Origin of the sequence: Ensifer sp. (assembly GCF_035999135.1) — a bacterium.
GTDB lineage: Bacteria > Pseudomonadota > Alphaproteobacteria > Rhizobiales > Rhizobiaceae > Ensifer.
Map to the genome: position 1 here is coordinate 1 of NZ_DASYGZ010000047.1, position 22,071 is coordinate 22,071.

Annotated in this window: 20 protein-coding genes and 1 pseudogene; 9 read left to right on the forward strand and 12 right to left on the reverse strand. The window is 63.3% G+C overall.

Translation table 11 applies throughout. From position 1 onward, the window contains the following. Nucleotides 1–387 precede the first annotated feature (387 nt). The gene (locus VGO12_RS04915; RefSeq protein WP_414650677.1) at nucleotides 388–1,011 is read right to left on the reverse strand and encodes a DUF1236 domain-containing protein; all 624 of its coding nucleotides are present in this window, start codon (nucleotides 1,009–1,011) and stop codon (nucleotides 388–390) included. Nucleotides 1,012–1,161: 150 nt separating this feature from the next. On the opposite strand from VGO12_RS04915, the gene VGO12_RS04920 reads away from it, so the two are divergent. Together VGO12_RS04920 and VGO12_RS04925 are read left to right on the forward strand one after the other, a co-directional pair. After that, complete coding sequence (locus VGO12_RS04920; protein WP_327511607.1) at nucleotides 1,162–1,323, forward strand: hypothetical protein; 162 nt, start codon at nucleotides 1,162–1,164, stop codon at nucleotides 1,321–1,323. Nucleotides 1,324–1,390: 67 nt separating this feature from the next. Then, nucleotides 1,391–2,032: an MBL fold metallo-hydrolase gene (locus VGO12_RS04925; protein ID WP_327511608.1), complete on the forward strand. Its 642-nt coding sequence runs from the start codon at nucleotides 1,391–1,393 to the stop codon at nucleotides 2,030–2,032. Between the two features lie 80 nt (nucleotides 2,033–2,112). On the opposite strand, the gene VGO12_RS04930 is transcribed toward VGO12_RS04925, so the two are convergent. The 3 genes from VGO12_RS04930 to VGO12_RS04940 all read right to left on the reverse strand — a co-directional run bounded on the left by VGO12_RS04930 (nucleotide 2,113) and on the right by VGO12_RS04940 (nucleotide 4,642). After that, the gene (locus tag VGO12_RS04930) at nucleotides 2,113–2,559 is read right to left on the reverse strand and encodes a BA14K family protein (protein WP_327511609.1); all 447 of its coding nucleotides are present in this window, start codon (nucleotides 2,557–2,559) and stop codon (nucleotides 2,113–2,115) included. Nucleotides 2,560–2,824: 265 nt separating this feature from the next. Then, nucleotides 2,825–3,040 carry a cold-shock protein gene (locus VGO12_RS04935; protein WP_043618050.1) on the reverse strand — a complete coding sequence of 72 codons (216 nt, stop codon included), beginning with the start codon at nucleotides 3,038–3,040 and terminating at the stop codon, nucleotides 2,825–2,827. 699 nt (nucleotides 3,041–3,739) lie between these two features. After that, entirely contained in the window at nucleotides 3,740–4,642 is a 903-nt protein-coding gene (locus tag VGO12_RS04940) for a DMT family transporter (protein ID WP_327511610.1), read from the reverse strand. A gap of 162 nt (nucleotides 4,643–4,804) precedes the next feature. On the opposite strand from VGO12_RS04940, the gene VGO12_RS04945 reads away from it, so the two are divergent. Next, the gene (locus VGO12_RS04945) at nucleotides 4,805–5,236 is read left to right on the forward strand and encodes a hypothetical protein (RefSeq protein WP_327511611.1); all 432 of its coding nucleotides are present in this window, start codon (nucleotides 4,805–4,807) and stop codon (nucleotides 5,234–5,236) included. A 20-nt stretch (nucleotides 5,237–5,256) separates the two neighbouring features. On the opposite strand, the gene VGO12_RS04950 is transcribed toward VGO12_RS04945, so the two are convergent. The 3 genes from VGO12_RS04950 to VGO12_RS04960 form a co-directional block, all read right to left on the reverse strand. Next, nucleotides 5,257–6,444, reverse strand: a complete 1,188-nt coding sequence (locus VGO12_RS04950) for a PQQ-dependent sugar dehydrogenase (RefSeq protein ID WP_327511612.1) — start codon at nucleotides 6,442–6,444, stop codon at nucleotides 5,257–5,259. 82 nt (nucleotides 6,445–6,526) lie between these two features. After that, a complete protein-coding gene (locus tag VGO12_RS04955) occupies nucleotides 6,527–7,195 on the reverse strand; it encodes a class GN sortase (protein ID WP_327511613.1) in 669 nt (222 codons plus the stop codon). Next, nucleotides 7,185–9,539, reverse strand: a complete 2,355-nt coding sequence (locus VGO12_RS04960; RefSeq protein ID WP_414650678.1) for a marine proteobacterial sortase target protein — start codon at nucleotides 9,537–9,539, stop codon at nucleotides 7,185–7,187. The genes VGO12_RS04955 and VGO12_RS04960 overlap by 11 nt, the downstream gene beginning before the upstream one ends. 459 nt (nucleotides 9,540–9,998) lie before the next feature. On the opposite strand from VGO12_RS04960, the gene VGO12_RS04965 reads away from it, so the two are divergent. Next, nucleotides 9,999–11,201, forward strand: coding sequence for a pyridoxal phosphate-dependent aminotransferase (locus tag VGO12_RS04965; RefSeq protein WP_327511614.1), 1,203 nt, complete (start codon nucleotides 9,999–10,001; stop codon nucleotides 11,199–11,201). A gap of 124 nt (nucleotides 11,202–11,325) precedes the next feature. Here VGO12_RS04965 and VGO12_RS04970 read toward each other — a convergent pair whose 3' ends face one another. Next, on the reverse strand, nucleotides 11,326–11,631 hold the full coding sequence (locus VGO12_RS04970; protein WP_327511615.1) for an XRE family transcriptional regulator: 306 nt from the start codon (nucleotides 11,629–11,631) through the stop codon (nucleotides 11,326–11,328). Between the two features lie 261 nt (nucleotides 11,632–11,892). Here VGO12_RS04970 and VGO12_RS04975 point away from each other — a divergent pair, with 261 nt between their 5' ends. Next, nucleotides 11,893–12,795: a LysR substrate-binding domain-containing protein gene (locus tag VGO12_RS04975; RefSeq protein ID WP_327511616.1), complete on the forward strand. Its 903-nt coding sequence runs from the start codon at nucleotides 11,893–11,895 to the stop codon at nucleotides 12,793–12,795. 105 nt (nucleotides 12,796–12,900) lie between these two features. Here the strand turns inward: VGO12_RS04975 and carA are convergent, their stop codons facing one another. Further along, a complete protein-coding gene (gene carA, locus VGO12_RS04980) occupies nucleotides 12,901–14,106 on the reverse strand; it encodes a glutamine-hydrolyzing carbamoyl-phosphate synthase small subunit (protein ID WP_327511617.1) in 1,206 nt (401 codons plus the stop codon). A 328-nt stretch (nucleotides 14,107–14,434) separates the two neighbouring features. Between carA and VGO12_RS04985 the strand changes: the two genes are divergently transcribed. Beyond that, on the forward strand, nucleotides 14,435–14,884 hold the full coding sequence (locus tag VGO12_RS04985) for a GatB/YqeY domain-containing protein (RefSeq protein WP_327511618.1): 450 nt from the start codon (nucleotides 14,435–14,437) through the stop codon (nucleotides 14,882–14,884). Here VGO12_RS04985 and VGO12_RS04990 read toward each other — a convergent pair. Beyond that, on the reverse strand, nucleotides 14,877–15,794 hold the full coding sequence (locus tag VGO12_RS04990; protein ID WP_327511619.1) for a hypothetical protein: 918 nt from the start codon (nucleotides 15,792–15,794) through the stop codon (nucleotides 14,877–14,879). The genes VGO12_RS04985 and VGO12_RS04990 overlap by 8 nt on opposite strands. A gap of 213 nt (nucleotides 15,795–16,007) precedes the next feature. Between VGO12_RS04990 and dnaG the strand changes: the two genes are divergently transcribed. Then, entirely contained in the window at nucleotides 16,008–18,020 is a 2,013-nt protein-coding gene (gene dnaG, locus VGO12_RS04995; protein ID WP_327511620.1) for a DNA primase, read from the forward strand. Nucleotides 18,021–18,133: 113 nt separating this feature from the next. On the opposite strand, the gene VGO12_RS05000 is transcribed toward dnaG, so the two are convergent. After that, nucleotides 18,134–18,973: a glycosyl transferase gene (locus tag VGO12_RS05000; RefSeq protein WP_327511621.1), complete on the reverse strand. Its 840-nt coding sequence runs from the start codon at nucleotides 18,971–18,973 to the stop codon at nucleotides 18,134–18,136. A gap of 194 nt (nucleotides 18,974–19,167) precedes the next feature. On the opposite strand from VGO12_RS05000, the gene recQ reads away from it, so the two are divergent. After that, entirely contained in the window at nucleotides 19,168–21,042 is a 1,875-nt protein-coding gene (recQ, locus tag VGO12_RS05005) for a DNA helicase RecQ (RefSeq protein ID WP_327511622.1), read from the forward strand. 229 nt (nucleotides 21,043–21,271) lie between these two features. Here recQ and VGO12_RS05010 read toward each other — a convergent pair whose 3' ends face one another. After that, the gene (locus VGO12_RS05010; protein ID WP_327511624.1) at nucleotides 21,272–21,562 is read right to left on the reverse strand and encodes a GIY-YIG nuclease family protein; all 291 of its coding nucleotides are present in this window, start codon (nucleotides 21,560–21,562) and stop codon (nucleotides 21,272–21,274) included. Between the two features lie 329 nt (nucleotides 21,563–21,891). Between VGO12_RS05010 and VGO12_RS05015 the strand changes: the two are divergent. Continuing rightward, nucleotides 21,892–22,071, forward strand: a pseudogene (locus VGO12_RS05015) (glycine C-acetyltransferase); the annotation flags it as partial.

A 22,071-nucleotide genomic window follows, 5' to 3' on the forward strand; every position in this document is an offset into this window, starting at 1 on the left:
CTGGCCGCGTTGCCGCCGGCCGCCCCCGCGATCAATTGGGTAATGATAGGCATTAATGCTTCCATTGATCCCTCCGTGTCGTGGCTCGTCGTGGACGGGCCACTAAAAGCCGATGATCCGGCTTGAACAGGGTGAGACCGAATTTGAACTCTGTCAATTTGGCCGCGCGGCGAGGGGGTCGCCGGAACGTATTGGTTGTTGAAATTGCCAGTTTTGGCCGTGAAAATGGCCTGAGCTACGGGTTCCTGGCGGCTGCATGACGCCGTTTCTCATGAGGTCGGCCGTTTTCGAACGTGACCTGCGGATGATTCGCGCGCCATCGCGTCGGTGCAATTCACGCCTTTGGGGAGATCTCCGGCGGTTGAACCGCCGGAGACAAGGTGGGCATTAACGATACACGTAGACAATCCGTCGCGTCGCGGGTTCGACCAGCACCGGCTGGCCGTTGATGCTGACGTAATCGTAGCTGTAGTCGGGTACCCGGTGAACGGCGACGGTCTCGGGCAGCTCTGCGCCGACCACCACCTCGCCGTCGAGATAGACGGTCTCGCCGGGATTGGCCGTGACATAGGTGCGCACCGTATCTGGCGGCGCGATGGGGTCGATCTGCTCGACCGGCCCGATCAGCTCGTCGCCGCTGCTGACGATCACCGGGTCGTTGGGCTGCGCCTCATAGGTGACGGCCGGAATGGCGAGTTCCGAACGGCGCTCCTGGACAACGACGGCCGAGCCGCCGAGATCGGTGGTCAGATACTGGGCATAGACCCAGCCGCGTACGCCGCCAACGTCGATGCGGCACCATTTGCTGCCTTCAACGCAGCCGTCGATCACGGCGGTGCTGCCGCGGGCTGCAAGACCAACGGTCGGGTATTGCGGTCCCGGGCCCGTGCGGATGTTCAGGTCGGTCACGGTGGTTGCGGTCATGGCTGCAAACGCTGCCGGCATGCCGACTGTCAAAACCAGGCCCGCGGCCGCTGTGGCGCACAAAAGGGGGCGGGTGAGCTTTACCATCGTCTTTCTCCTTTTTCTTCGCGATGGCCAAACGCGGCGGGCTTCAGGGATGTTCCCCCGGGAACGTCACGAAATGTGACGCCGTGACATTGTCCACCCGCTGCCGCGCCCGACGGGCGAGGAGAACGAGCAGCCGGAGAGGGGACGAACATGCAGGACATCAAGCCAGACCAGAGCGCCGCAGCCCGCAGCCTGAAACCGGTCGTCAGGATCGTGGTGGCCGCGGAGATCGCAATTTCCGCCCTGCTGATGACAACCGTGCAATGGCCGGCACCGCAGGCCGACATGACGCAAATTGCCGTGCTGCGCTGATTGGCGCTGTCAGCAGCATCGATTGCCGCTATAGGAAGACAACGAGATCCTAAAGAGGCAGACGCGCATGTTACAGGCGGGCATCATCCCGGTTACCCATTTCGAGCAGAACTGCACCGTGCTGTTCGACAGCGAGACCAAGGAAGGCGTGGTCGTCGATCCCGGCGGCGACGTCGATCTCATCCTGCAGACGGTGCGCGAGAACGGCATCACATTGAAGGCGATCTGGATCACCCACGGCCATATCGACCATGCGGGCGGCGCCAAGGAGCTCAAGGACGCGCTCGGGCTCGAGATCATCGGTCCGCACAAGGACGACCTGCCCTTGCTTGAAAAGCTGGAAACCCAGGCCGAGCGTTTCGGATTGGCGATGAAGGTGCAGAACGTCATACCCGACCGCTGGCTCGAGGAGGGGGATACGGTCTCCTTCGGCGACCATGTGTTCGAAGTGCTGCATTGCCCGGGGCACGCCCCCGGCCACGTCGTCTATTTCAACCGCGCCCAGAATTTCGCCCATGTCGGCGACGTGCTCTTCCACGGCTCGATCGGCCGCACCGACCTGCCGGGCGGCAATCATCAACAGTTGCTCGATTCCATCCGCGACAAGATCCTGCCGCTCGGGGACAGTGTCGGCTTCATCTGCGGTCATGGCCCGGGCGGCCAGATCGGCGAGGAGCGGCGCAGCAATCCCTACCTGCGCGGGCTCTGAAGTCGCTCGCCCGTTGCGAACGAAAAAAGCCCATGCCTCGGACGAGACATGGGCTTTCTGATTCTCGAATTGTGCTTCGATCAGCCGGCCGTGCAGAAGTAGCTGCGACCGTCGTAGCCGCGGAAGGTGCCGTTGTCAGGGTTGAACGAGCGGTAACGCTGCGAGCAATAACGGTACCAGGACGGCGTCCAGGGTTCGAGCGAGCGGTAGCCGCCACCATAGCTGTCGACCACAACGGGACGAGCCTGGTAGACCGGGCGCGGGCGGTAAGCCGGGCGCGGCTCGTAATAATCGTATTCCGGCTCCGGATCGATGTAGACGCGCTCATTGTAGCCGCCGTTGTAGCGCGGCTGGGAGGCGATCGCGCCGCCGATCAACGCGCCGGCCACGAGACCCGCGGCACCTGCTGCCCATGCATCGTCGTTGTTGTGGTGATGCCGGCCGCCTGCCTCGGCGACGCCGAAGGTCGGGACGACCATGGCGGCTGCGGCGATCGAGAGAACGGCGGCTTTGAGGAACGTGTTCATGGGTTTCAATCCTATCGCAGGACCGGAACAATCCGGACTTCATGATGAGGAAGGTTAACGGCGCCAAACTGAACCGGGTCTGAACGGCGACGTCTGGCCGACGAAAACAAAAATGCGGCCGGAAACCCGGTACCGTCAGGAGTGTCAGGTTCAGCAGGGGTGTCAGGTTCAAAGGCAAGGACAGGCAGGGATGCCGGCGCCAAAAACAAAAAAACCCGGCAAGGATGCCGGGCTTCAACTTGGAATCTGTCAGCGGATACCGGGATTAACCCGAGATCTGCAGGTTGACCGCCTTCGGGCCTTTGCCACGGCGATCCGGTTCGGTGTCGAAGCTTACCTTCTGATTTTCCGTCAGACCGGTCAGGCCGGAGGCCTGAACTGCGGAAATGTGTACGAAGATATCCGCACCACCGTTGTCGGGCTTGATGAAGCCAAAGCCCTTGTCGGTGTTGAAGAATTTTACAGTGCCAGTTTCGGCCATGCGTCAGGTCCTTTTCTCTCCACCCGCTTGACGGACGGGTAGCATTGCAATGTGCCCGGATGGGCGTTGGCAGGCAGTTCTCGACGTTTGAGGAAAGGGTCCTGTTACCGCAGCCAGCCATTGGAAAAGCCGCATAACATGCTTCTTTTCGGCCTGGCCGCCCGGAGTTTTGCGTCTCCGGCCCGCTTTTATTTCAAGATCTTCCCGTGTTCGCAGATTGCCCGAACAGAGTAAGATTGATGGGTTTATTTTGAATTGGCAAGCAAAACTTTTCAGGCGTGGTATTGCGTCTTGTCATTGCTCAAAATTCGGTCAATTCGGGGTTTGATGGGGTTCGCGAAAGATATATCGCAAGCTGTTGAAATCACAGCTTTTTGAAAACGAGTGCTGCAAAATTGAGTGGTTTTTGCCAATTTCGGGTGCAACGTCGCCGAACTGTGCGATGGGGCGGCGCCGCGTTCCAATCGCAACTCTCTGATATGTTTGAGGCTTCACCCGTCGCGGGTTTCTTACGTGAAATTCTTGCAGAAAATCTAGAGGTATCGAATTGGACCGCACGGCGTGTACCGGGACCACGCGCAGCCGTGAAGCAACAGTGTGTCGGCTTAGAACAATAACAAGTAAAGCAGCAGTGCAGCGTTTGCGCCGGTCACTGATATAGTTCGCCCCCGGGGGCACGCTCCTTGCCGGCTGCCGGCGTCAGGCTGCGGCGCTGGCCTCTCCGCGCCGACCCTTCGTCAGCTCGGGTATGAGCTCGACGGCGAGCATCGCCGCAAAGATGATGGCGCAGCCGGCATAACCGACCGGGGTGATGACTTCGCCAAGCAGCAGCACGCCGAAGAGTGCTGCAAACAGCGCCTCGCTCGACAGGAAGATCGCTGCCTGGGGCGCCGTGGTATAGCGCTGGCCGACCACCTGCAGGATGAAGGCAACGCCACTCGAGAAGATGCCGGCGTAGAGAATTTCGAACAGGGCGCCTTCGATGGCGGCAAGGCTCAGCGTTTCGGTCGAGATCGCAAACACGAAGCCGAGCACCGCGCAGACGGCAAACTGGGTCATCGACAGCAGCATCGGCCGGCCGCTGCTCGGGGCAAACAGGCCGATCAGCAGCATCTGAATGGCCCAGAACAGGGCGCAAAGGATGGTCAGATAGTCGCCGCCGGTGAGCGCCGAGAGCGTTCCCCCGCTCAACAGGAAGATGCCAAACAGGGCCATCATCGCGCCCGGCCAGATGATCCAGTGTGGTTTGCGGCGCAGAAACACAACCATCAGCACAGGTACGAAGACGACGTAGAGCCCGGTCAGGAACCCGGAATTGGTGACGCTGGTGTCGAGCAGGCCGAATTGCTGCGTGACCGCACCGGCAAAGAGCGCAAGGCCGATGAAGATGAAATTGCGCACGGTCGCAAGTTTGACCGGTTCTGCGGCGCGTTTCGTCTCCATGACGGCCAAGGGCAAAGCAACGAGCGCGGCGATCGCAAAACGCAGGGTAATGAACCACAGCGGGCTGATCGCATCCATGGCCGTCGACTGCGCAACGAAGCCGGCGCCCCAGATTGCGCCGGATATCAACAGGAACAGATTGGCCTGAATGCGGGTCATGCTTGCTCTCCTCGGACAGCGGCGTCTAGCAGTTGCGTTTTTAAGGGGCAAGGCTCATCGTCGATGGCGAGCGAAAGTCGGGCGCAGGCGGGCGAAGATGGGAACGCGGACTTCTATAGGTCGGGGAGGGATCGTCGCCGGACGCCTCACAAGGTGCCGGGCGTGAGCGAAAGCGGCTACTCGGGGACGCCGCTTGCCCGCAAGCTCGGCTTAAAGGACGGGCAGGCTGCTCTGCTGCTCGGGGCACCATCCGGCCTTGAGGTCATCACCGCGTTTCCTGGTTACAGCCGTTGCGACAGATCGATCGATGCGATCACTGGGCGCGGCTGCGACTACGTGCACGTTTTTGAAACGGAACGCGCGGTTCTGGAGCGGTTCGCGCCTGAGCTTGCCGCGCGGCTGAATCCCGACGGAATGCTATGGGTCTCCTGGCCAAAAAAGGCATCGAAGCGGCCAACAAGCCTGACCGAGGACGTGCTGCGCGACATCTTCCTGCCGCTTGGCCTCGTCGATGTGAAGGTCTGCGCCGTCGACGGTGTGTGGTCAGGGCTGAAGTTCGTCTTCCGCAAGGAATTTCGCGGCGGACTGCGCTGAAACGAGGGTTTGTTGAGGCTTTACTCCGGCGTACCCTTGGAGACGCGCAGCAAGGCGCCGTCCTCTTCGTCGGTCACCAGGAGCAGCGCCCCGTCCAGTGCGACGACGATATCGCGGATGCGGCCGAACTCTCCGTCGAACAGCCGCTCCTCCGAGCCGATGGCGCCACTGTCGTCACGCTCGAGCCGGGCGACAAGCTGGTACTTCAGCGCCGCAACCAGAATGTTGCCGTCCCATTCGGGAAACATCGTGCCGCGATAGACCGCAAGCGCGCCAGGCGCGATCGACGGATCCCAGTAAAACAGCGGCTGGTCGAGACCCTTCTTCGACGTGCCTTCGCCGATCTCGGCGCCGGAATAGTCCTTGCCGTAGGTGATGACCGGCCAGCCGTAGTTGTGGCCGGCCTGCGGGTTGTTGATCTCGTCGCCACCCCGGGCGCCATGTTCGACCGTCAGCAGCGTGCCGTCCTTCGGGTCGAATGTGATGCCTTGCGGATTGCGGTGCCCCTTCGACCAGATCTCTGCCAGCCCGTCGGTGCCGCCGCGATAGGGGTTCGAGCCGGGAACGCTGCCATCGGTATTGATGTGCAGGATGGCGCCGGCATGGTCGTGCGCGTCCTGGGCGCGGTCGCCTTCGCCCCGGTCACCGATGCCGAAGAACAGGCTGCCATCGGGCGCAATCGCGATGCGCGAGCCGAAATGCTGGCCCTTGCCGGTGAACTTGTTCATCCGGAAAAGTTCCTTGACGTCGGTGAGGCCGCTTTCGTCGGCCGCAAGCTTTGCCCGCACGAGGGCCGTGCCGTAGCCGCCTTCGCCGCGCGCCGCCAAGGTCAGATAGAGTGTCCGGTTTTCGGCAAAGCCGGGATCGAGCGCGATGTCGAGCAAACCGCCCTGTCCCTGCTCGGCGACCTTGGGCACGCCTGCAAGCGGTTTTGAGACCTTGCCGTCGCGCACGATCCGCAGCCGCCCAGGGCGCTCACTGACAAGGACGCCGCCGGCGGGAAGCGCTTCGGCCGACCATGGGTGCTCAAGGCCGGTTGCGAGCGTCTCGACGCGCAAGGGGCCATGCTGGCTCGGAAATTCGCGGGGCTCCTGCGCCTCTGCGCGGAGAGGAAGAGCGGCTGCCGCCACGGCGGCAAATAGTGCCAGGGCCTTGCCGGGCCGCGGTGAACTTTCTTGTGTCGACGCTCTTGCATCCGCTCGCGGCATTGCGCTTCTCCGGGCCGATTCGTTCCGAGGCAAGCTGGAACGGGCGGCCCGGCGGTTCAAGTCACTTCCGATCAAAAGCACTTTATTTCGAGATCGAGCCCGTCGTCAGCGGCACCGAGCGCTGCTCGCCGATGAGTTCGGCGTTGACGATGTAGCGCATCGGCCCCTGCGTCGTCGCATCGAAGGGCCAGCAGGTGGCAAGCGCCAGATGGTGGCCGATCGCCGACGCGTTGATGCCGCTCTCGTCCCAGCGCGCAACCCGGCCTTCGCCGGCCCTGAACAGGAAGCGGCGACCATCCTTGCGCGTCAGCACCAAGAGGTCGCCGGGATTGACGTCCTTCAGCCAGCGGAAATGCGTATCGCGATGGGCGGCGATGACGGAGGTCCCCTCGTCGCCGGGCAGCGGCGTCGTCGTCAGCCAGGCGGGGCCGAAGGCGAGCGCTTCGCCGCTTGCGCCCTCAAGCACGATCGCCGAGCGGTTCAGCCGCGGGGCTGTGATTTCGGCAGCCGTCTGGAAGTCGGCCCAGGGCCACGGCTTGCCGTCAGGGTCGCCATGCAACTGCGCCTCGAAGGTGCGCTTCAAGAGCACCTGCGAGACCTCGGCCTTGGCCTTGATGTAGAACCCCTTGCCGACCATCAGGAGCCCGGCAAGGGCAATCAGCGCGATGACCGCAAGCACGACCGTCTCGACGGCCGAAAGGCGCGCCAGAAAGCCCGGCCGCGGCTCGGGCCTTTCCTTGTCAGCGGCCACGGCGGCGCACTCCCGTCATGACCGCCGCGGCGATCGGCGCGCGCCAGAAAACGAAGGTGGTTCCGGCAAGGAGTGCGAAGGCGAGCAGCATCAGCCCGATCAGGATTTGCCTGTCGGCCTCCGTCGCCGTCTGCGGCAGGCTTACCTGGTTGTTGACGTCCGCAATCAGGCTGGCCGCACGCGCCGTCGGCGCCGCCAGCATGCGGTCGGCCGTCTGCATCGCGAGCTTCGTCCGGCTTTCAAGTGCCGCGTCCCGTTCGTCGACCGTGCCGGGCGATTTGTCGGCGGGCGCCTCGCCGAAGACCTTGCCGAAATCCCAGCCGGCGGGAAGGTTGAGCGGCAGCGCCGTCTCGCTCAGGGTTTCGCCTGCCGGGCGCGACGGCGCTGCGTCGACCGCCACGAGACTGGTGACTCGGGAAACGAGGTGATGGGCGAGCGCCACCGTTTCGATCCTTTTGTCGAGCGTGGCCGGGTCGGCGATCGTCGAAGCGCTCGCCTCGAGATCGTCGATCTTGCGGCGCGCCCAGAGCTTGGCGATGCCTTGGCCGTCCGAGGCCTTGGCGATGTCCATCTCCACCCGCCAGGGCTGATCGCCGGCCTTGCCGAGGATCTGCAGCTTTCCTTCAGGCGCCGTGCCGTCGAGCTCGGCGGTCAGCACCACCGGCTCGCCACGATAGAGATCGGGCATCGGGTTCGGCGTGATGTCGCTGGCCGATGCTCCGTCGAAAGTGGCCGAAATATCGGTCATGGCGGGGCTTTCGAGCTTCGTGAAGAGTTCGCCCATGCGTGCCGCCACTTCGCTTTCCGAACCGATCAGCGTGAAGGTGCCGCGGCCGTATTCGGCGGCCTTGGTCATGAAGTGGCTGTTGGGCGCCGAGCCGATGCCGACGGTGAAGACGCGGGCGTCGCCGCGGTTCTTCTGGATCTCGTCGAAAAGCTGGGTCTCGTTGCCGATCGCGCCATCGGTCAGGAACACGACCTGGCGCAGCGCGCCGGGCGCGACGGGGCCTTGCGTGCCAAGCGCGGCTTCCAGCGCCGGCAGCATTTCGGTGCCGCCATCGGCGGTCAGGGCGCGCACATAAGCAATCGCATCTTCACGCCTGTCCGGCGTTGCGTCCACCAGCGAGGGGAAATGTACGCTCATCGTGTCGTCAAAACGGATGACGTTGAAACGGTCTTCGGGTCTCAGGCGGGAGATGGCGAGCGCCAGGCTCTCCTTGGCCTGCTCCATCGATGGCCCGGCCATCGAACCGGAATTGTCGATGACGAAGACGATCTCGCGTTTGACCGGCTTGGCATCGGCTTCGGTTGCCGCGGCCGGCGGCGTGACGAAAGAGAGTAGGTAGGTCTTGCCGCCGACGGTCTCGCGGAAGAGGCCGGCATAGGGGCTCTTGCCCTCGATCGCCTTCCAGGTGAGTTCGAAGTCGCGGTCGGCCGGAACGCTTTCACCTTTCAGCGTCACGCGCCGGCTGAGATCGTCAAGATTGGCGATATCGACGTCGTGGTAGCCGGATTTCACCTCGCCGAGCGGGAAGCCGGCCTTGAGGTTCACCGTCAGCGTCACCGGATTGATCCTGGCGTTTTCCTTCGGGTCGAGGACCGGGGCTTCGATCTGGTCGCGATCGGGAACCGGATCGTTGACGGCATAGCCGGTGCGGCTGTCGAGATCGACGGTCTGGACGATCGGCTGCGGATTGTAGCGGTGCGCCACGACCGTCGGGAAGCGCAGCGAGTAGATGCCGTTCGACTGGCGCACAGCGCTCTGGTATTCGATCTGCACGACGACCGTCTCACCCGGGCCGATATTGGCGACCTGGTTGGTGAAGATGTTGGGGCGCTGCTGTTCGAGCAGAGACGCCTTCTTGCCCTCGGCCTTCGCCTGCTCGTAGATTTCCTTGGCTTCCTGGCGCGCCTTGATCTCACCTTCGATGAAGCGGTCGCCGATCTGCATCTTCAGCGTATCGACGGCGGAATCCTCGGGCAGGGGGAAGACATAGGTGCCTTCGACCCAGCCCTTGCTCGGGTTTTGGAAGCGCTGGGTCACGCGGGTGCGCATGATCGGCCCGTTGACGTCGATCTGAACGTCGGTCGCAAGCCGTGGCGCCTCGACGAAATAGCCGGGCTCCTTCGACGGGAAAAGCAGGGCGCCGGTGCCGACGTCGTTGGGACACACGAATCCCGCCAGTTGCTGTGGCTTTGCCGATGTCGTTTCGGCCGAGGCCTGGGTCATCAGGCCGATGACCATCAGAATGCAGGCTGCAAGCGCTGCGACTGCCAGATACATGCCGAAGCGTGCTTCGTTGCGTCCGGTCTTCAATGAGGCAATTTCGTCGTCGAGAAACATTGCATAACCCCCGTAATGCGAATGTGTTCGGATGATCGAAGAAAAGGCCCGGAAACCGGCTGTTGCTGGACGGAATTGCGGCGGTCCGCGACAGTTGTGATGGCTAAATTATGGCATTTCGAAAAATGCCGGATGGCGCTGATTTTTTTGAATAAATGGTGATCACCAACCGTTTCTGGCCGTTATGGATCGTGGCCATTTGAAGCGGCGCTGGCGGCCCGTTTCGCGGTGTCTCACCGGCGGTCGTCGGGAACGTGTCGATCGCTGCGGGTGATCGCCGACGTTGATGACACTCATGAAACTTTGTCATGGTGACGCTTTTTGCCCGCATTTGCGGCGTTTTTGCCGTTCCGGCGCTTGCAAGACCGGGCGTCTTTCGACATAGACCTAACCGCTATGGAGCCTGGCTTTTTAGTTCCGTAGCGATCACCTCGTCTCGAAACGATCAGGACCTTCATCATGGCCTTCCTTGCCGATGCCCTTTCCCGTGTAAAGCCTTCCGCCACCATCGCCGTTTCGCAGAAAGCCCGTGAGCTGAAAGCGAAAGGCCGCGATGTCATCGGCCTTGGCGCCGGTGAGCCGGACTTCGACACGCCCGACAATATCAAGAAGGCCGCCATCGACGCGATCAACCGCGGCGAGACGAAGTACACGCCGGTCTCCGGCATCCCGGAACTGCGCGAAGCGATCGCCAAGAAGTTCAAGCGCGAGAACAACCTCGACTACACCGCCGCCCAGACGATCGTCGGCACCGGCGGAAAGCAGATTCTTTTCAACGCCTTCATGGCGACCCTGAACGCCGGCGATGAAGTCGTCATTCCTGCACCCTACTGGGTCTCCTATCCGGAGATGGTGGCGCTGTGCGGCGGCACGCCGGTGACAGTCTCGACCAAGCAGGAAAACAACTTCAAGCTCAAGGCCGAGGATCTCGAAAAGGCGATCACGCCGAAGACCAAGTGGTTCATCTTCAACTCGCCGTCCAACCCCTCGGGTGCTGCCTACAGCCATGCCGAGCTGAAGGCGCTGACCGACGTCCTGATGAAGCACCCGCATGTCTGGATCCTCACCGACGACATGTACGAGCACCTGACCTATGGCAACTTCAAGTTCGCGACCCCGGTCGAGGTCGAGCCCGGCCTCTACGACCGCACGCTGACGATGAACGGCGTTTCCAAGGCCTATGCCATGACCGGCTGGCGTATCGGCTATGCGGCCGGCCCGCTGCAGCTGATCAAGGCCATGGATATGATCCAGGGCCAGCAGACCTCGGGCGCCACCTCGATCGCGCAGTGGGCTGCCGTCGAGGCGCTGAACGGCACGCAGCACTTCATTCCCGAAAACAAGAAGATTTTCGAAGGTCGCCGCGATCTCGTGGTGTCGATGCTGAACCAGGCCAAGGGCATCTCGTGCCCGACGCCGGAAGGCGCCTTCTACGTCTACCCGTCCTGCGCCGGCCTTATCGGCAAGACCGCGCCTTCGGGCAAGGTCATCGAGACGGACGAAGACTTCGTGTCGGAACTCCTGGAATCGGAAGGCGTTGCCGTCGTGCACGGTTCGGCCTTCGGCCTCGGCCCGAACTTCCGCATCTCCTACGCGACCTCGGAAGCGCAGCTGGAAGAAGCCTGCCGCCGCATCCAGCGCTTCTGCGCCGCCTGCAAGTAAGCTTAAGGCATATCCAATGAAAAGCCCGCCGGAAACGGCGGGCTTTTTTGTTGGCAGATTGATTCAACGACCAACCATCCTGATTCAAGCGGGGCGGACAAGTCGTTGATATCAGATCAGAAACTCAAGCGCCCGGAACCTCGTCGTCGCCAGCGACGCCACCTTCGCTTTCGAGGATGGACAGGCGGCGCGCCTCTGAGCGGGTGAACTTCAGCCGCACGCCGATGCCGCGTTCGCCTTCTGGCAGGAACACGGCACCCGCCTTTTCAAGCGCGCTCCTCAGCGACAGGATCACCTCGTCTGCGGGGGTCTCGAGCTTGCGCTCGAACCTGAGGATCGTGTCTTGCGAAACGCCGGAAAAGCTTGCCAGCATCTCCCGCGAGATTTCGATCAGCGCCCGGGCGGCGCGGCACTGTGAGCCTGTAATCATCGTCACCTCCAGTTACCGGGAGCATGCGTGAAGCCCGCGGGCCGGTCAACCGGGGCGAGAGGGCGGTCGGTACCGGTCTCTCCACGGCAGCCGTCAGGCCGCGGCCGGTGTCGGCAGTTTGCCGGTGCGCGGAGCTCGGATCATTCGGTTCCGGATCCCCTTCGGTTTTGAACTGTGGCGGAGATTGGATAATCCGTGGACGACGCGACGAGAGAGTGGCATCCATGAGCCTGCCGTTCACAATCATGGACAATCTGGACCGTGCGCAATCTCAACGACTTTATCGTTTTCGCCCATGTGGTCGACCACAAGGGTTTTGCTCCCGCGGCACGGGCGCTCAATGTGCCGAAATCGACGCTGAGCAAGCGTGTGGCGGAGCTCGAAAAGACCCTCGGGGTGCGGCTGATCAACCGGACGTCCCGCCGCTTCACGGTGACCGAGGTCGGCGAGGATTTCTATCGCCATGCGGCCGCGATGCTGATCGAGGCGGAGGCCGCCGAGGCGGTGGTCATGGGCAGGCTGGCCGAGCCGAGCGGCACGGTGAGGATCACTGCTTCGGTGCCGACCGCACAGATGACGCTTGCGGGGATGCTGCCGCAACTGGCGCTTGCCTATCCCAGGATGCGGGTGGTGCTGCACGCGACGGACCGGTTCGTCGATCTCGTCCAGGAAGGCTTCGACATTGCCGTGCGCGACCATTTCGCGCCCTTGCCGGATTCCGCCCTGGTGCAGCGTCGGGTGGCGACGGAGCCGATCGGGTTGGTCGCGGCACCCAGCTATCTTGCTGCGCGCGGCATGCCTTGCGGGCCGGAAGATCTTGCCGGGCACGACGGCCTCCTGGCCTCGCTTACAAGCGAGGGCTGGACGCTGCGCAACGAGGACGACGCCATCGTCTCCGTGCGGCCCATGCCACGCTTTATTGCCGACGAATCCCGGGTGCTGCTCGAAGCGGCGCTTGCGGGCCTCGGGATCATCGCCTTGCCGCGCAAGATCTGCCGCGCCGAGATTGAAAACGGGACGCTGGTGCGGGTGCTTCCCGGTTGGCAGGCGGGCGTGGCGACGACGACATTGCTGATGCCGCACCGGCGTGGGCAGTTGCCATCGGTCAGGGCCGTCGTCGATTTCATCGCGGCGCGGCTGGCCGAACAGGTGGCGGATCGCTGACGATGGCTTGATCCCATCGATCGGTTGCGCGTGCCGCCGGGGCCATGCGCCCAAAGAAAAGGCCCGCACGTGGCGGGCCCTGTGTCAGTTCGTCATGCGTGGCGCTCAGCGCTCGGCGAGTGCCGGTTCGCCCTTCTTCTCGCGCACGAGGTTCATGAAGCGGCGGAAGAGGTAGTGGCTGTCCTGCGGGCCGGGCGAGGCCTCCGGGTGATGCTGGACCGAGAAGACCGGCTTGCCGGCGACGCGCAGACCGCAATTGGTGCCGTCGAAGAGTGAAATGTGAGTCTCTTCAACGCCTTCCGGCAGCGACTTCGAATCGACCGCGAAGCCATGGTTCATCGAGACGATCTCGACCTTGCCTGTCGTGTGGTCCTTGACCGGATGGTTAGCGCCGTGGTGCCCCTGGTGCATCTTCTCGGTCTTGCCGCCGAGCGCCAGCGCCAGCATCTGGTGGCCGAGGCAGATGCCGAAGAGCGGGATGTCGGTCTTCAGGAGATCCTGGATGACAGGCACGGCATATTCGCCGGTGGCCGCCGGGTCGCCCGGGCCGTTTGACAGGAAGATGCCGTCAGGCTTCTGCGCCAGCACCTCCTCGGCGCTCGTCGTTGCCGGCATCACGGTGACGCGGGCGTTGAGCCCGGTGAACAGGCGCAGGATGTTGCGCTTGACGCCGTAGTCGAGCGCGACGACGTGGTATTCGGCTTCCTTTTCGCCGAGGGTCGCATAGCCTTCGTCCCAGACCCAGGGCTTCTCGGTCCACTGCGACGACTGGCCGGAGGTTGCGACCTTGGCGAGGTCGAGGCCCTCGAGGCCGCTCCAGGCCTTGGCTTCGGCCTTGAGCGTGTCGATGTCGAAGACGCCTGAGGGGTCATGGGCGATGACGGCGTTCGGCATGCCGTGTTCGCGGATCCAGGCGGTCAGCGCGCGCGTGTCGATGCCGCAGAGACCGATGATGCCGCGCGCCTTCAGCCAGGCGTCGAGATGCTTGGCGGCGCGGTAGTTGGACGGCTCGGTGATGTCGGCCTTGAAGATGACGCCGACCGCGCCGTGGCGGGCCGCCGGCGTCAGGTCCTCGATGTCTTCGTCATTGGCGCCGATGTTGCCGATGTGCGGGAAGGTGAAGGTGACGATCTGGCCGATGTAGGACGGGTCGGTCATGATCTCCTGGTAGCCGGTCAGCGCCGTGTTGAAGCAGACTTCCGCCTGCACCTTGCCGGTCGCGCCGATGCCCTTGCCTTCGATCACGGTGCCGTCGGCCAGAACGAGCAACGCGGTTGGTTTTTCAGTGGTCCATGCGGGTGTCGCGGTCATCGTTCCTATCCCGTTGCGGCGTGGAGCGCGGGGGCTTGAAAGCCCGGCAATCGATCGCCATTTCATATGCTCAGGCATGGACGCGCGGAAACCCCGCGGAAAGTGCTCTCATGCCGATGTTGTGCAGGTGCGGGAAAATAGCCAAAGCGCCCTTCCGGGTCAACCGGCCACCCATGAATTGTCTGGAAATAAAGTTCCTTTTAATTCAATTGGTTGCGTATTCCGTTTGATTGCGCCTGTCACACTGGTTTAAGACGACGGTAACAATATTGGTTTCGAACCGGTCCGGGCAGAGTACCGCGGGCCGGTTTCGACATGGAGTATAGACATGCGCGACCTGTTCGCAGAAGCACTGAAAGAAGCCCTGAAAGCCAAGGACGCGCGGCGTACCTCGACCGTGCGGCTGATCCAGGCGGCGATCAAGGACCGGGATATTGCCAATCGGGGCCTCGGCAAGGACCCGGTCAGCGACGAAGACATCCTGCAGATCCTCGCCAAGATGATCAAGCAGCGTGAAGAATCGGCCCGTATCTACGACGACGCCGGCCGGCCGGAGCTTGCCGCGCAGGAGCGCGAGGAAATCGTCATCATCAACCGGTTCCTCCCGGCTCAGCTTTCGGAGGACAAGGTCAAGGAACTCTGCGCCTCGGTTATCGCCGAGACCGGTGCTCACGGCCTGCGCGACATGGGCAAGTGCATGAATGCACTCAAGGAGCGCTATCCGGGCCAGATGGATTTCGCCAAGGCTTCCGGCCTGGTGAAGGAACTGCTCAAGTAAGAGCCGCTGTCAGCGCCGGCGCCCGTTCAAACGCGACGGGCGCCGTTTGTCTGCGGGCTTGCGCAAACACGCTGTCGAAGGCGTGGTCGATGAGCGCGAATTTCTCCGCCTGATAGTCCCAATATTCGCGGATGAAGGCTTTCGACAGCCACACCTCGCCGCGCCCCGGGCTCCGTTCCCATCCCATCGTGCCGAGCAACGCCGCCTTGCCGAAGATCCGCTTCAGATGCGTCTTTGAAATCATGAAGCGGTCGCTGAGGTCGCCCGGCGAGACCGGTCCGATCGCCAGGCGCTCCGCGTGCGGGTCGAAGGTGGCGATGCGCGAGAACAGATCGTCCATGACCACGCCGCCGGAATTGACCCATGTGAAGAGATCGAAGGTCGGCCCCGGGCGTCGGACGCGGTCGTTGCCGACGAGACCACAGGCAAGCGTCGACTGCAGTCGGCCAAACCCGTCCTGATCGTCGCCGAGCGTCTCCAAGCGCGCGCCTGCGTCGAGAGCGTCAAGGATGGCAAGGTGAGCGCGCATCCATTTCCAGAGATAGTCAAGGGCGGCCTCGGTGGGTTCGAGTGTCCGGTTGCGCCTGTTGGGCGGCGCTGCGGCATAGCGGGCAAACCGGTAGGCGACCATTTCCTGGATGAAGGCGGCGGCGGTGTTGCGGCTGGCAATGCCGTTGGCGACGACGTAGCCGATGAAGCGGCCGCTATAGAGCCCGCTCGACGCATCCGCCGGGTCGCGGTCGTGGTGAAGGGCGATGCCCGCCTGCGCCATCAGCCAACGCTGCTGCGATGCAAAGATCGATGCGAGCCGCGGATTTTCCACGTACATGGAGACCATGCCGCGTGCATAGTTCAGTACCGCGCCAAAGAAAGCGGGATTGGACGCAAGCGCTTCGACGGCGAAAGCCATGGGAGTGATCCTGTTCGGGGCGGCCGATTGACGCCATTCGCCACCGGGGTGTCAACCGCCACTTTAGGTGTTTTGTAAGTTATAATAAAATATCAGAGATTGTGACGTTGCGTCCGGTTCGCGTTTTGCTCCTGTGAATTGCGGGCAAGCCCGATCACATCTGTGGCGTCGCGCCGCCTTGCCGCCTATATGGAGGATCGACCAGAGGTTTTCATGCGCTTTTCACCCACCTTCCTTGACGAGATACGCGATCGCGTGCCGATTTCGGACGTGATTGCCAAGCGCGTCACCTGGGATCGGCGCAAGACCAACGTGTCGCGCGGCGACTATTGGGCCTGCTGCCCGTTCCACGGCGAGAAGTCGCCGAGCTTCCACTGCGAGGACCGCAAGGGCCGCTATCATTGCTTCGGCTGCGGCGTTTCCGGCGACCATTTCCGATTCCTGACCGATCTGGAGGGCCTGAGCTTCCCGGAGGCCGTGCAGCAGATCGCCGATATGGCGGGGGTGGCGATGCCGCAGCCCGACCCGCAGGCCGAACGGCGCGAGAAGGAGCGCACCAGTCTTCTCGACGTCATGGAGCTGGCAACCGCCTTCTTCGAGGATCAGTTGCAGACCGCAAACGGCGCCAAGGCGCGCGCCTATCTGCGCGAGCGCGGATTGACCGGTCGCACGATCGAGACCTTTCGCCTCGGCTATGCGCCCGACAGCCGCAACGCGCTAAAAGAATTTCTCGCCGGCAAGGGCATCGGCAAGGAACAGATCGAGGCCTGCGGGCTTGTGGTGCACGGACCGGACGTACCGGTTTCCTATGACCGCTTCCGCGACCGCATCATGTTTCCGATCCTGTCGTCGCGGGAGAAGGTCATCGCCTTCGGTGGCCGGGCCATGTCGCCGGACGCGCCGGCCAAATACCTGAATTCCAACGAGACCGAGCTCTTCCACAAGGGCAACGTGCTCTACAATTTCGCCCGCGCCCGCCGCGCCTCGCAAGGGGCAGCGCGCCAGAGCGACGTCGGGCCTGATGACGCAGCCGGCACGATCATCGCCGTCGAAGGCTATATGGACGTGATCGCGCTCCATCAGGCGGGCGTCGAAAACGCCGTCGCGCCGCTCGGCACGGCGCTCACGGAAAACCAGCTCGACCTGCTCTGGAAGATGACAACGCAGCCGGTGCTGTGCTTCGACGGCGACGGTGCGGGCATTCGTGCCGCCAACCGTGGCGTCGATCTGGCCTTGCCGCATCTGAAGCCCGGCCGCTCCGTGCGCTTTGCCATGCTGCCCGATGGCAAGGACCCGGACGATCTGGTGCGCCAGGAGGGCCGGGCGCCCTTTGACAAGGTGCTCGCCAATGCCCGGTCGCTGGCCGACATGGTCTGGCAGCGCGAGATCCAGGGCGGCGCGTTCGACACGCCGGAAAAACGGGCCGAGCTCGAGGCGAAGCTGAAGCAGGTGACAGCCGTCATTGCCGACGAGAGCGTGCGCCGCCATTACGGCCAGGACATGCGCGACCGCCTGAATGCCTTCCTGCAATCGACAGGCGCCGGGCGGGGCGAGCGGCGCCCGTTCGAACGCGGCGGCAGGCAGGGCGGGGGGCAGCGAAATGCAGGCGGGCCGCGGGGACCGAATGCCAGCGGACCGACCGCGATCTCCGAACGGCTGGCGCGCTCGTCGCTGGTCGGCGGACCGCAGGTGGTGCCGTTGCTGCGCGAGAGCGTGCTGGCGCTCACCATCGTCAACCACCCGCAGCTCCTGTTTGACGAGTATGACGAGATCTCGACCATCGAGTTCGATCATCGCGAACTGCAGCGCTGCTGGGCCGCCGTGCTGAACACCGCCGCCGCACAAGGGCCGCGGCTGACGCGCGAAGGGCTGGTCGAACAGCTCGGCGCCGATGGTTTTGCGGCGCTGATTGCCTCGCTCGACCAGCAGATCCGCTATGCCAGGCTCTGGACGGCAACCACGGCCGCGGCGCCGGAGGACGCGCGCGAGGGCTACCTGCAGGCCCTGGCCCTGCACCAGCGCTCGAAGGCCCTGCACTGGCAGCGGCGCGAACTCGAGCGCGAACTGGCGCATGCGACGGAGGAGGGCGACCTCGAGGCGGTCCCGCAGCTGTTGCGCACGCTGCAGGAAGTGCAGCTCGAAGTGACGCGGCTCGAAAACCAGGAAGCGATCATCGAAGGCTTTGGCGTGCTTTCGGGCCGGGTCAAGGGCCCGGCGGCGCGCTAGCCGTTTGATGCCAGACCATCTTTCTGTTTTGACGTGGTCCCGCTTGAAGGCGGGAATCTCCCGTTCTTGCCGTCACCGGCCGTAACCCGGCCTGATCTTGGCCGAACGCTGACCTATTCGCGCCAATGATCGGCCACCCACGGCGTCGGGCGGATGTAGTGCCTGAGATAGCGCAGCGGGTTTTTCTCGCGCCGGTCGGCAGCGAACAATCCGCGCAGGTGGCCAAGAGGGGTCGCGATCTTGCCCTTGCCGCCGAACTGCCCGTCGATCGCATGCTGCGGCAACAGGTTGCGCGGGAACAGGATGACGCGAGCGTCCCTCGGCAGGCGGGGGGCAAGGAAATAGTTGAGCGGGATCGGCCAGCGGCAGTCCTGGCGGAAGTGCAGCACCCAGCGACGTGGAAAGAGCTTGGCTCCGCCCGGCGCATTGCGCGTCACGAAGCGCTGCTCGAAACGGTATTCGTCGGCGATTCCTTGCGGGTTTGCTCGAAATTTCTCCTGCAGCGGCACCAGCTTTCCGACCGGGTAGCGAAACAGCGACGTCTGGCCGAGCCGCTCGAACGGCGTCGTCTGGTTGCGGGCTAGGATGACGTCGTCGGGCTCGCCGACCTCGAAGAAGCCGTCGAGCGAGCCGACGATGACGATGTCGAGATCGAGAAAGAGAACCTGGCCCTTGAGATTGCCGAGCTTCGGTCCCCAGAGCCGCGATTTCTGCCAGATTCCCGGCGAATTCTTCGGCATCTCGGCGACGTCGAGCGGCGGCAGGTCCTCGCACAGAATTTCCGGCCGGAGCCGGTCGCGATTGTCGGTAAAGCAGGTGAAGGTGAAAGGCGGGGTGATGTTGCGCGCCACCATGGCATAGAGCCGGTTGATGAACGGCGCGCCGTATCGCGTGCCCCAGTTGATGCAGATGACCTGCTTGACGCCGCCGCTCGCCGCCAGAATGTTCGACATGGTGACTTTCCAATTTTTGCGCCCCACTAAAGTACCGGCGTGTAATCAAGGTCAAGCTGGCAAAAGGTTTTCCCTGTTCAATCTGCCGGTTATCCGCCGGGATAACCGGGGCTTGTGGCGTCGTCTGCCTTGAGCCCTAGGCATTGCGGTCGTATCTGGCGATGATTGCGAAGTGATTCCCCAAAGGAGATCCGATGGAGCTCGTCGAAAGGGCCAAGCCCTCAGGAAGCGCTGTCAGCCAGCTCTTCGACGCCCAGCCGGCACCGCTCGACGTCTTGAAGCGGGTCTATGGCTATTCGGCCTTTCGCGGCAAGCAGCAGGCCGTGGTCGACCATGTGACCGCCGGCGGCGACGCGGTGGTGCTGTTTCCGACCGGCGCGGGCAAGTCGGTCTGCTTCCAGATCCCGGCGCTCTGCCGCCCGGGGCTTGGCGTGGTCGTCTCGCCGCTGATCGCGCTGATGCGCGACCAGGTGGAAGCCCTGCGCCAGCTCGGGGTCAACGCCGCCGCGCTCAACTCGTCGCTGACGCGCGAGGAGGCGATCGCCGTTCGCCGGCAGATCCACGACGGCACGCTTGATCTTCTCTATGTGACGCCGGAGCGCACCGTCACCGACGGTTTCGCCGATCTCATCGGCAATGCCCGCATTTCGCTGTTTGCGATCGACGAGGCCCACTGCGTCTCGCAGTGGGGGCATGATTTCCGTCCGGAGTATCGTGCGCTCGGATTGCTCGCCGAACGCTACCCCGGCGTTCCGCGCATCGCGCTCACCGCGACCGCCGATCCGCACACCCGCGACGACATCGTCGAGCGGCTTTCGCTTGGCAATGCCGAAGTGTTCACCACCAGCTTCGACCGGCCGAACATCGCCTACGAGATTGTCGAGCGCGACCAGCCGCGCCAACAGCTCTTGCGCTTCCTCTCGCGCTTCAAGGGCGCGTCCGGCATCGTCTATTGCCTGTCGCGCGCCAAGGTCGAGGATACCGCCGAATGGCTGAACGCGCAGGGCATCCGGGCGCTGCCCTACCATGCCGGCATGGACCGGACGCTCAGGGACAAGCACCAGGACGCGTTCTTGAAAGAGGAGAGCCTCTGCCTCGTTGCGACCGTCGCCTTCGGCATGGGCATCGACAAGCCGGATGTGCGTTATGTCGCCCATCTCGACCTGCCGGGATCGGTGGAGGCCTACTACCAGGAGACCGGGCGCGCCGGCCGCGACGGCCAGCCGTCGGAGGTCTGGATGGCCTACGGCATGGCTGACGTATTGCAGCGTCGCCGGATGATCGACGAGGGTGGGGCCGCCGAAGAGATCAAGCGCATCGAGCGCTCCAAGCTCAATGCGCTGCTTGCGATCTGCGAGACCGCCGGCTGCCGCCGCCAGGCGATCCTTGCCCATTTCGGTGAAGCCCATCCCGGGCGCTGCGGCCATTGCGACACCTGCCTGAAACCCGTCGAAACCTGGGATGGCACGGAAGCGGCGATCAAGGCGCTGGCGGCGGTCTACCGCACCGGCGAGCGCTTCGGGACCGGCCATGTGATCGACGTGCTGATGGGCACCGTCAACGAAAAGACCGAGCGTTTCGGCCATGTCGACATGCCGGTCTTCGGCGCCGGCAAGGACCTGCCGGCCCGCACCTGGCAATCGGTCTTCCGGCAATTGCTGGCGGCCGGCCTCGTCAGCGTCGATCACGCGGCCTTCGGGGCGATCAAGCTCGAACCGGAAGCGCGCGCCGTCTTCAAGCGCGAACGCCAGGTGCTCTTCCGCAAGGACCGGCCGACCTCGGGCAAGGCCGCGCGGGGCGCGAAATCCGGATCGCAACGCGAGCGCGCCGATCTGGCCGGCTCCGATCTCGAACTGTTCGAACTCTTGCGCGCCGAACGGTTCTCGATCGCCAAGGAGCTGAACGTCCCGCCCTACGTCGTCTTCCCGGACGCAACCCTCATTGCGCTCGCCAAGGAACGCCCGCGCGGCTTCGACGAGTTGCTCGACATCCCCGGCATCGGCGAAAGCAAGCGCGAACGCTACGGAGAGGCGTTTCTGGCTGTCATCGACGGTTATGTGGAGGGGTAGTCGCTCTCGACGGCCCGTCGACGCCGGCTCCTTGTGCATCGGTGGAGCGACAGGTTGCTTCGCATTTCAGCGTCATCGCCCGATAGTTGAGTGGTCTCTCGCGCCGCCGACGCGGCGCTGCTGGATTCCTGTGACAAGCACAGGAATGAGGGAAGAGAGGAGGTAGCGACAGTGACAGTGCGCCACCATTCGAAGGGGCCGCTAGCTGCTCCGCAGGTCGAGAGAAGACTTACAGCGCGTGCAGATAGTGCGAAATGTCCAGCCATTCCGGATTGGTCGCTTCGATCAGGTTGACTTTCCATTTGCGCGGCCACTTCTTCATCGTCTTCTCGCGGGTGATTGCGCTCGTCAGCAGATCGAACTCATCAAACCAGACAAGGGTCTTCACGCCGTACTTGGATGTGAAGCCTGGCGTCAGTTCGTTTTGGTGCTCGTAAAGACGGCCGGGGAGGTCTCGGGTCACGCCGATATAGAGCGTGCCATTTCGCTGAGACGCCAGGATGTAAACGTAGCCTTTCATGCCTTAAGGTTGCCGGAATTCCAGGTTATTTCAATGATAAATTGTGGGCCATGAGGGACACGCAAAACTCTGCCCTCATTCCTGTGCTTGTCACAGGAATCCAGCAGCGCTGCGTCTGCAGCGCGAGGAGACGAAGCAACGGCTTCGACCGTCGACAGATAATGTCGTCTGCTTCGATGCTCGCGACACAATCCATCCTCTTTAGCATCCCGCCATGAAATGCCCTGTCGTTTTTGTGCCCGGCTCAGCTCGACGCCGGAATTTGCTGCAAGACAAAAGCCGGCATGATACTCGTCAGGAACGCGACATTTTCTTTGAGCGAGAGCGCCATGACCTCAGCCTTCCTCACCCATCTCCGTTCAGAACTCGAGGGCCTGAAGACATCAGGGCTCTACAAGTCGGAGCGTGTCATCACCTCGAAGCAGGCGGGCGAGATCGAAGTCGCCTCGGGCGAGCGGGTGCTCAATTTCTGCGCCAACAACTATCTCGGCCTGGCCGACAATGCGGAG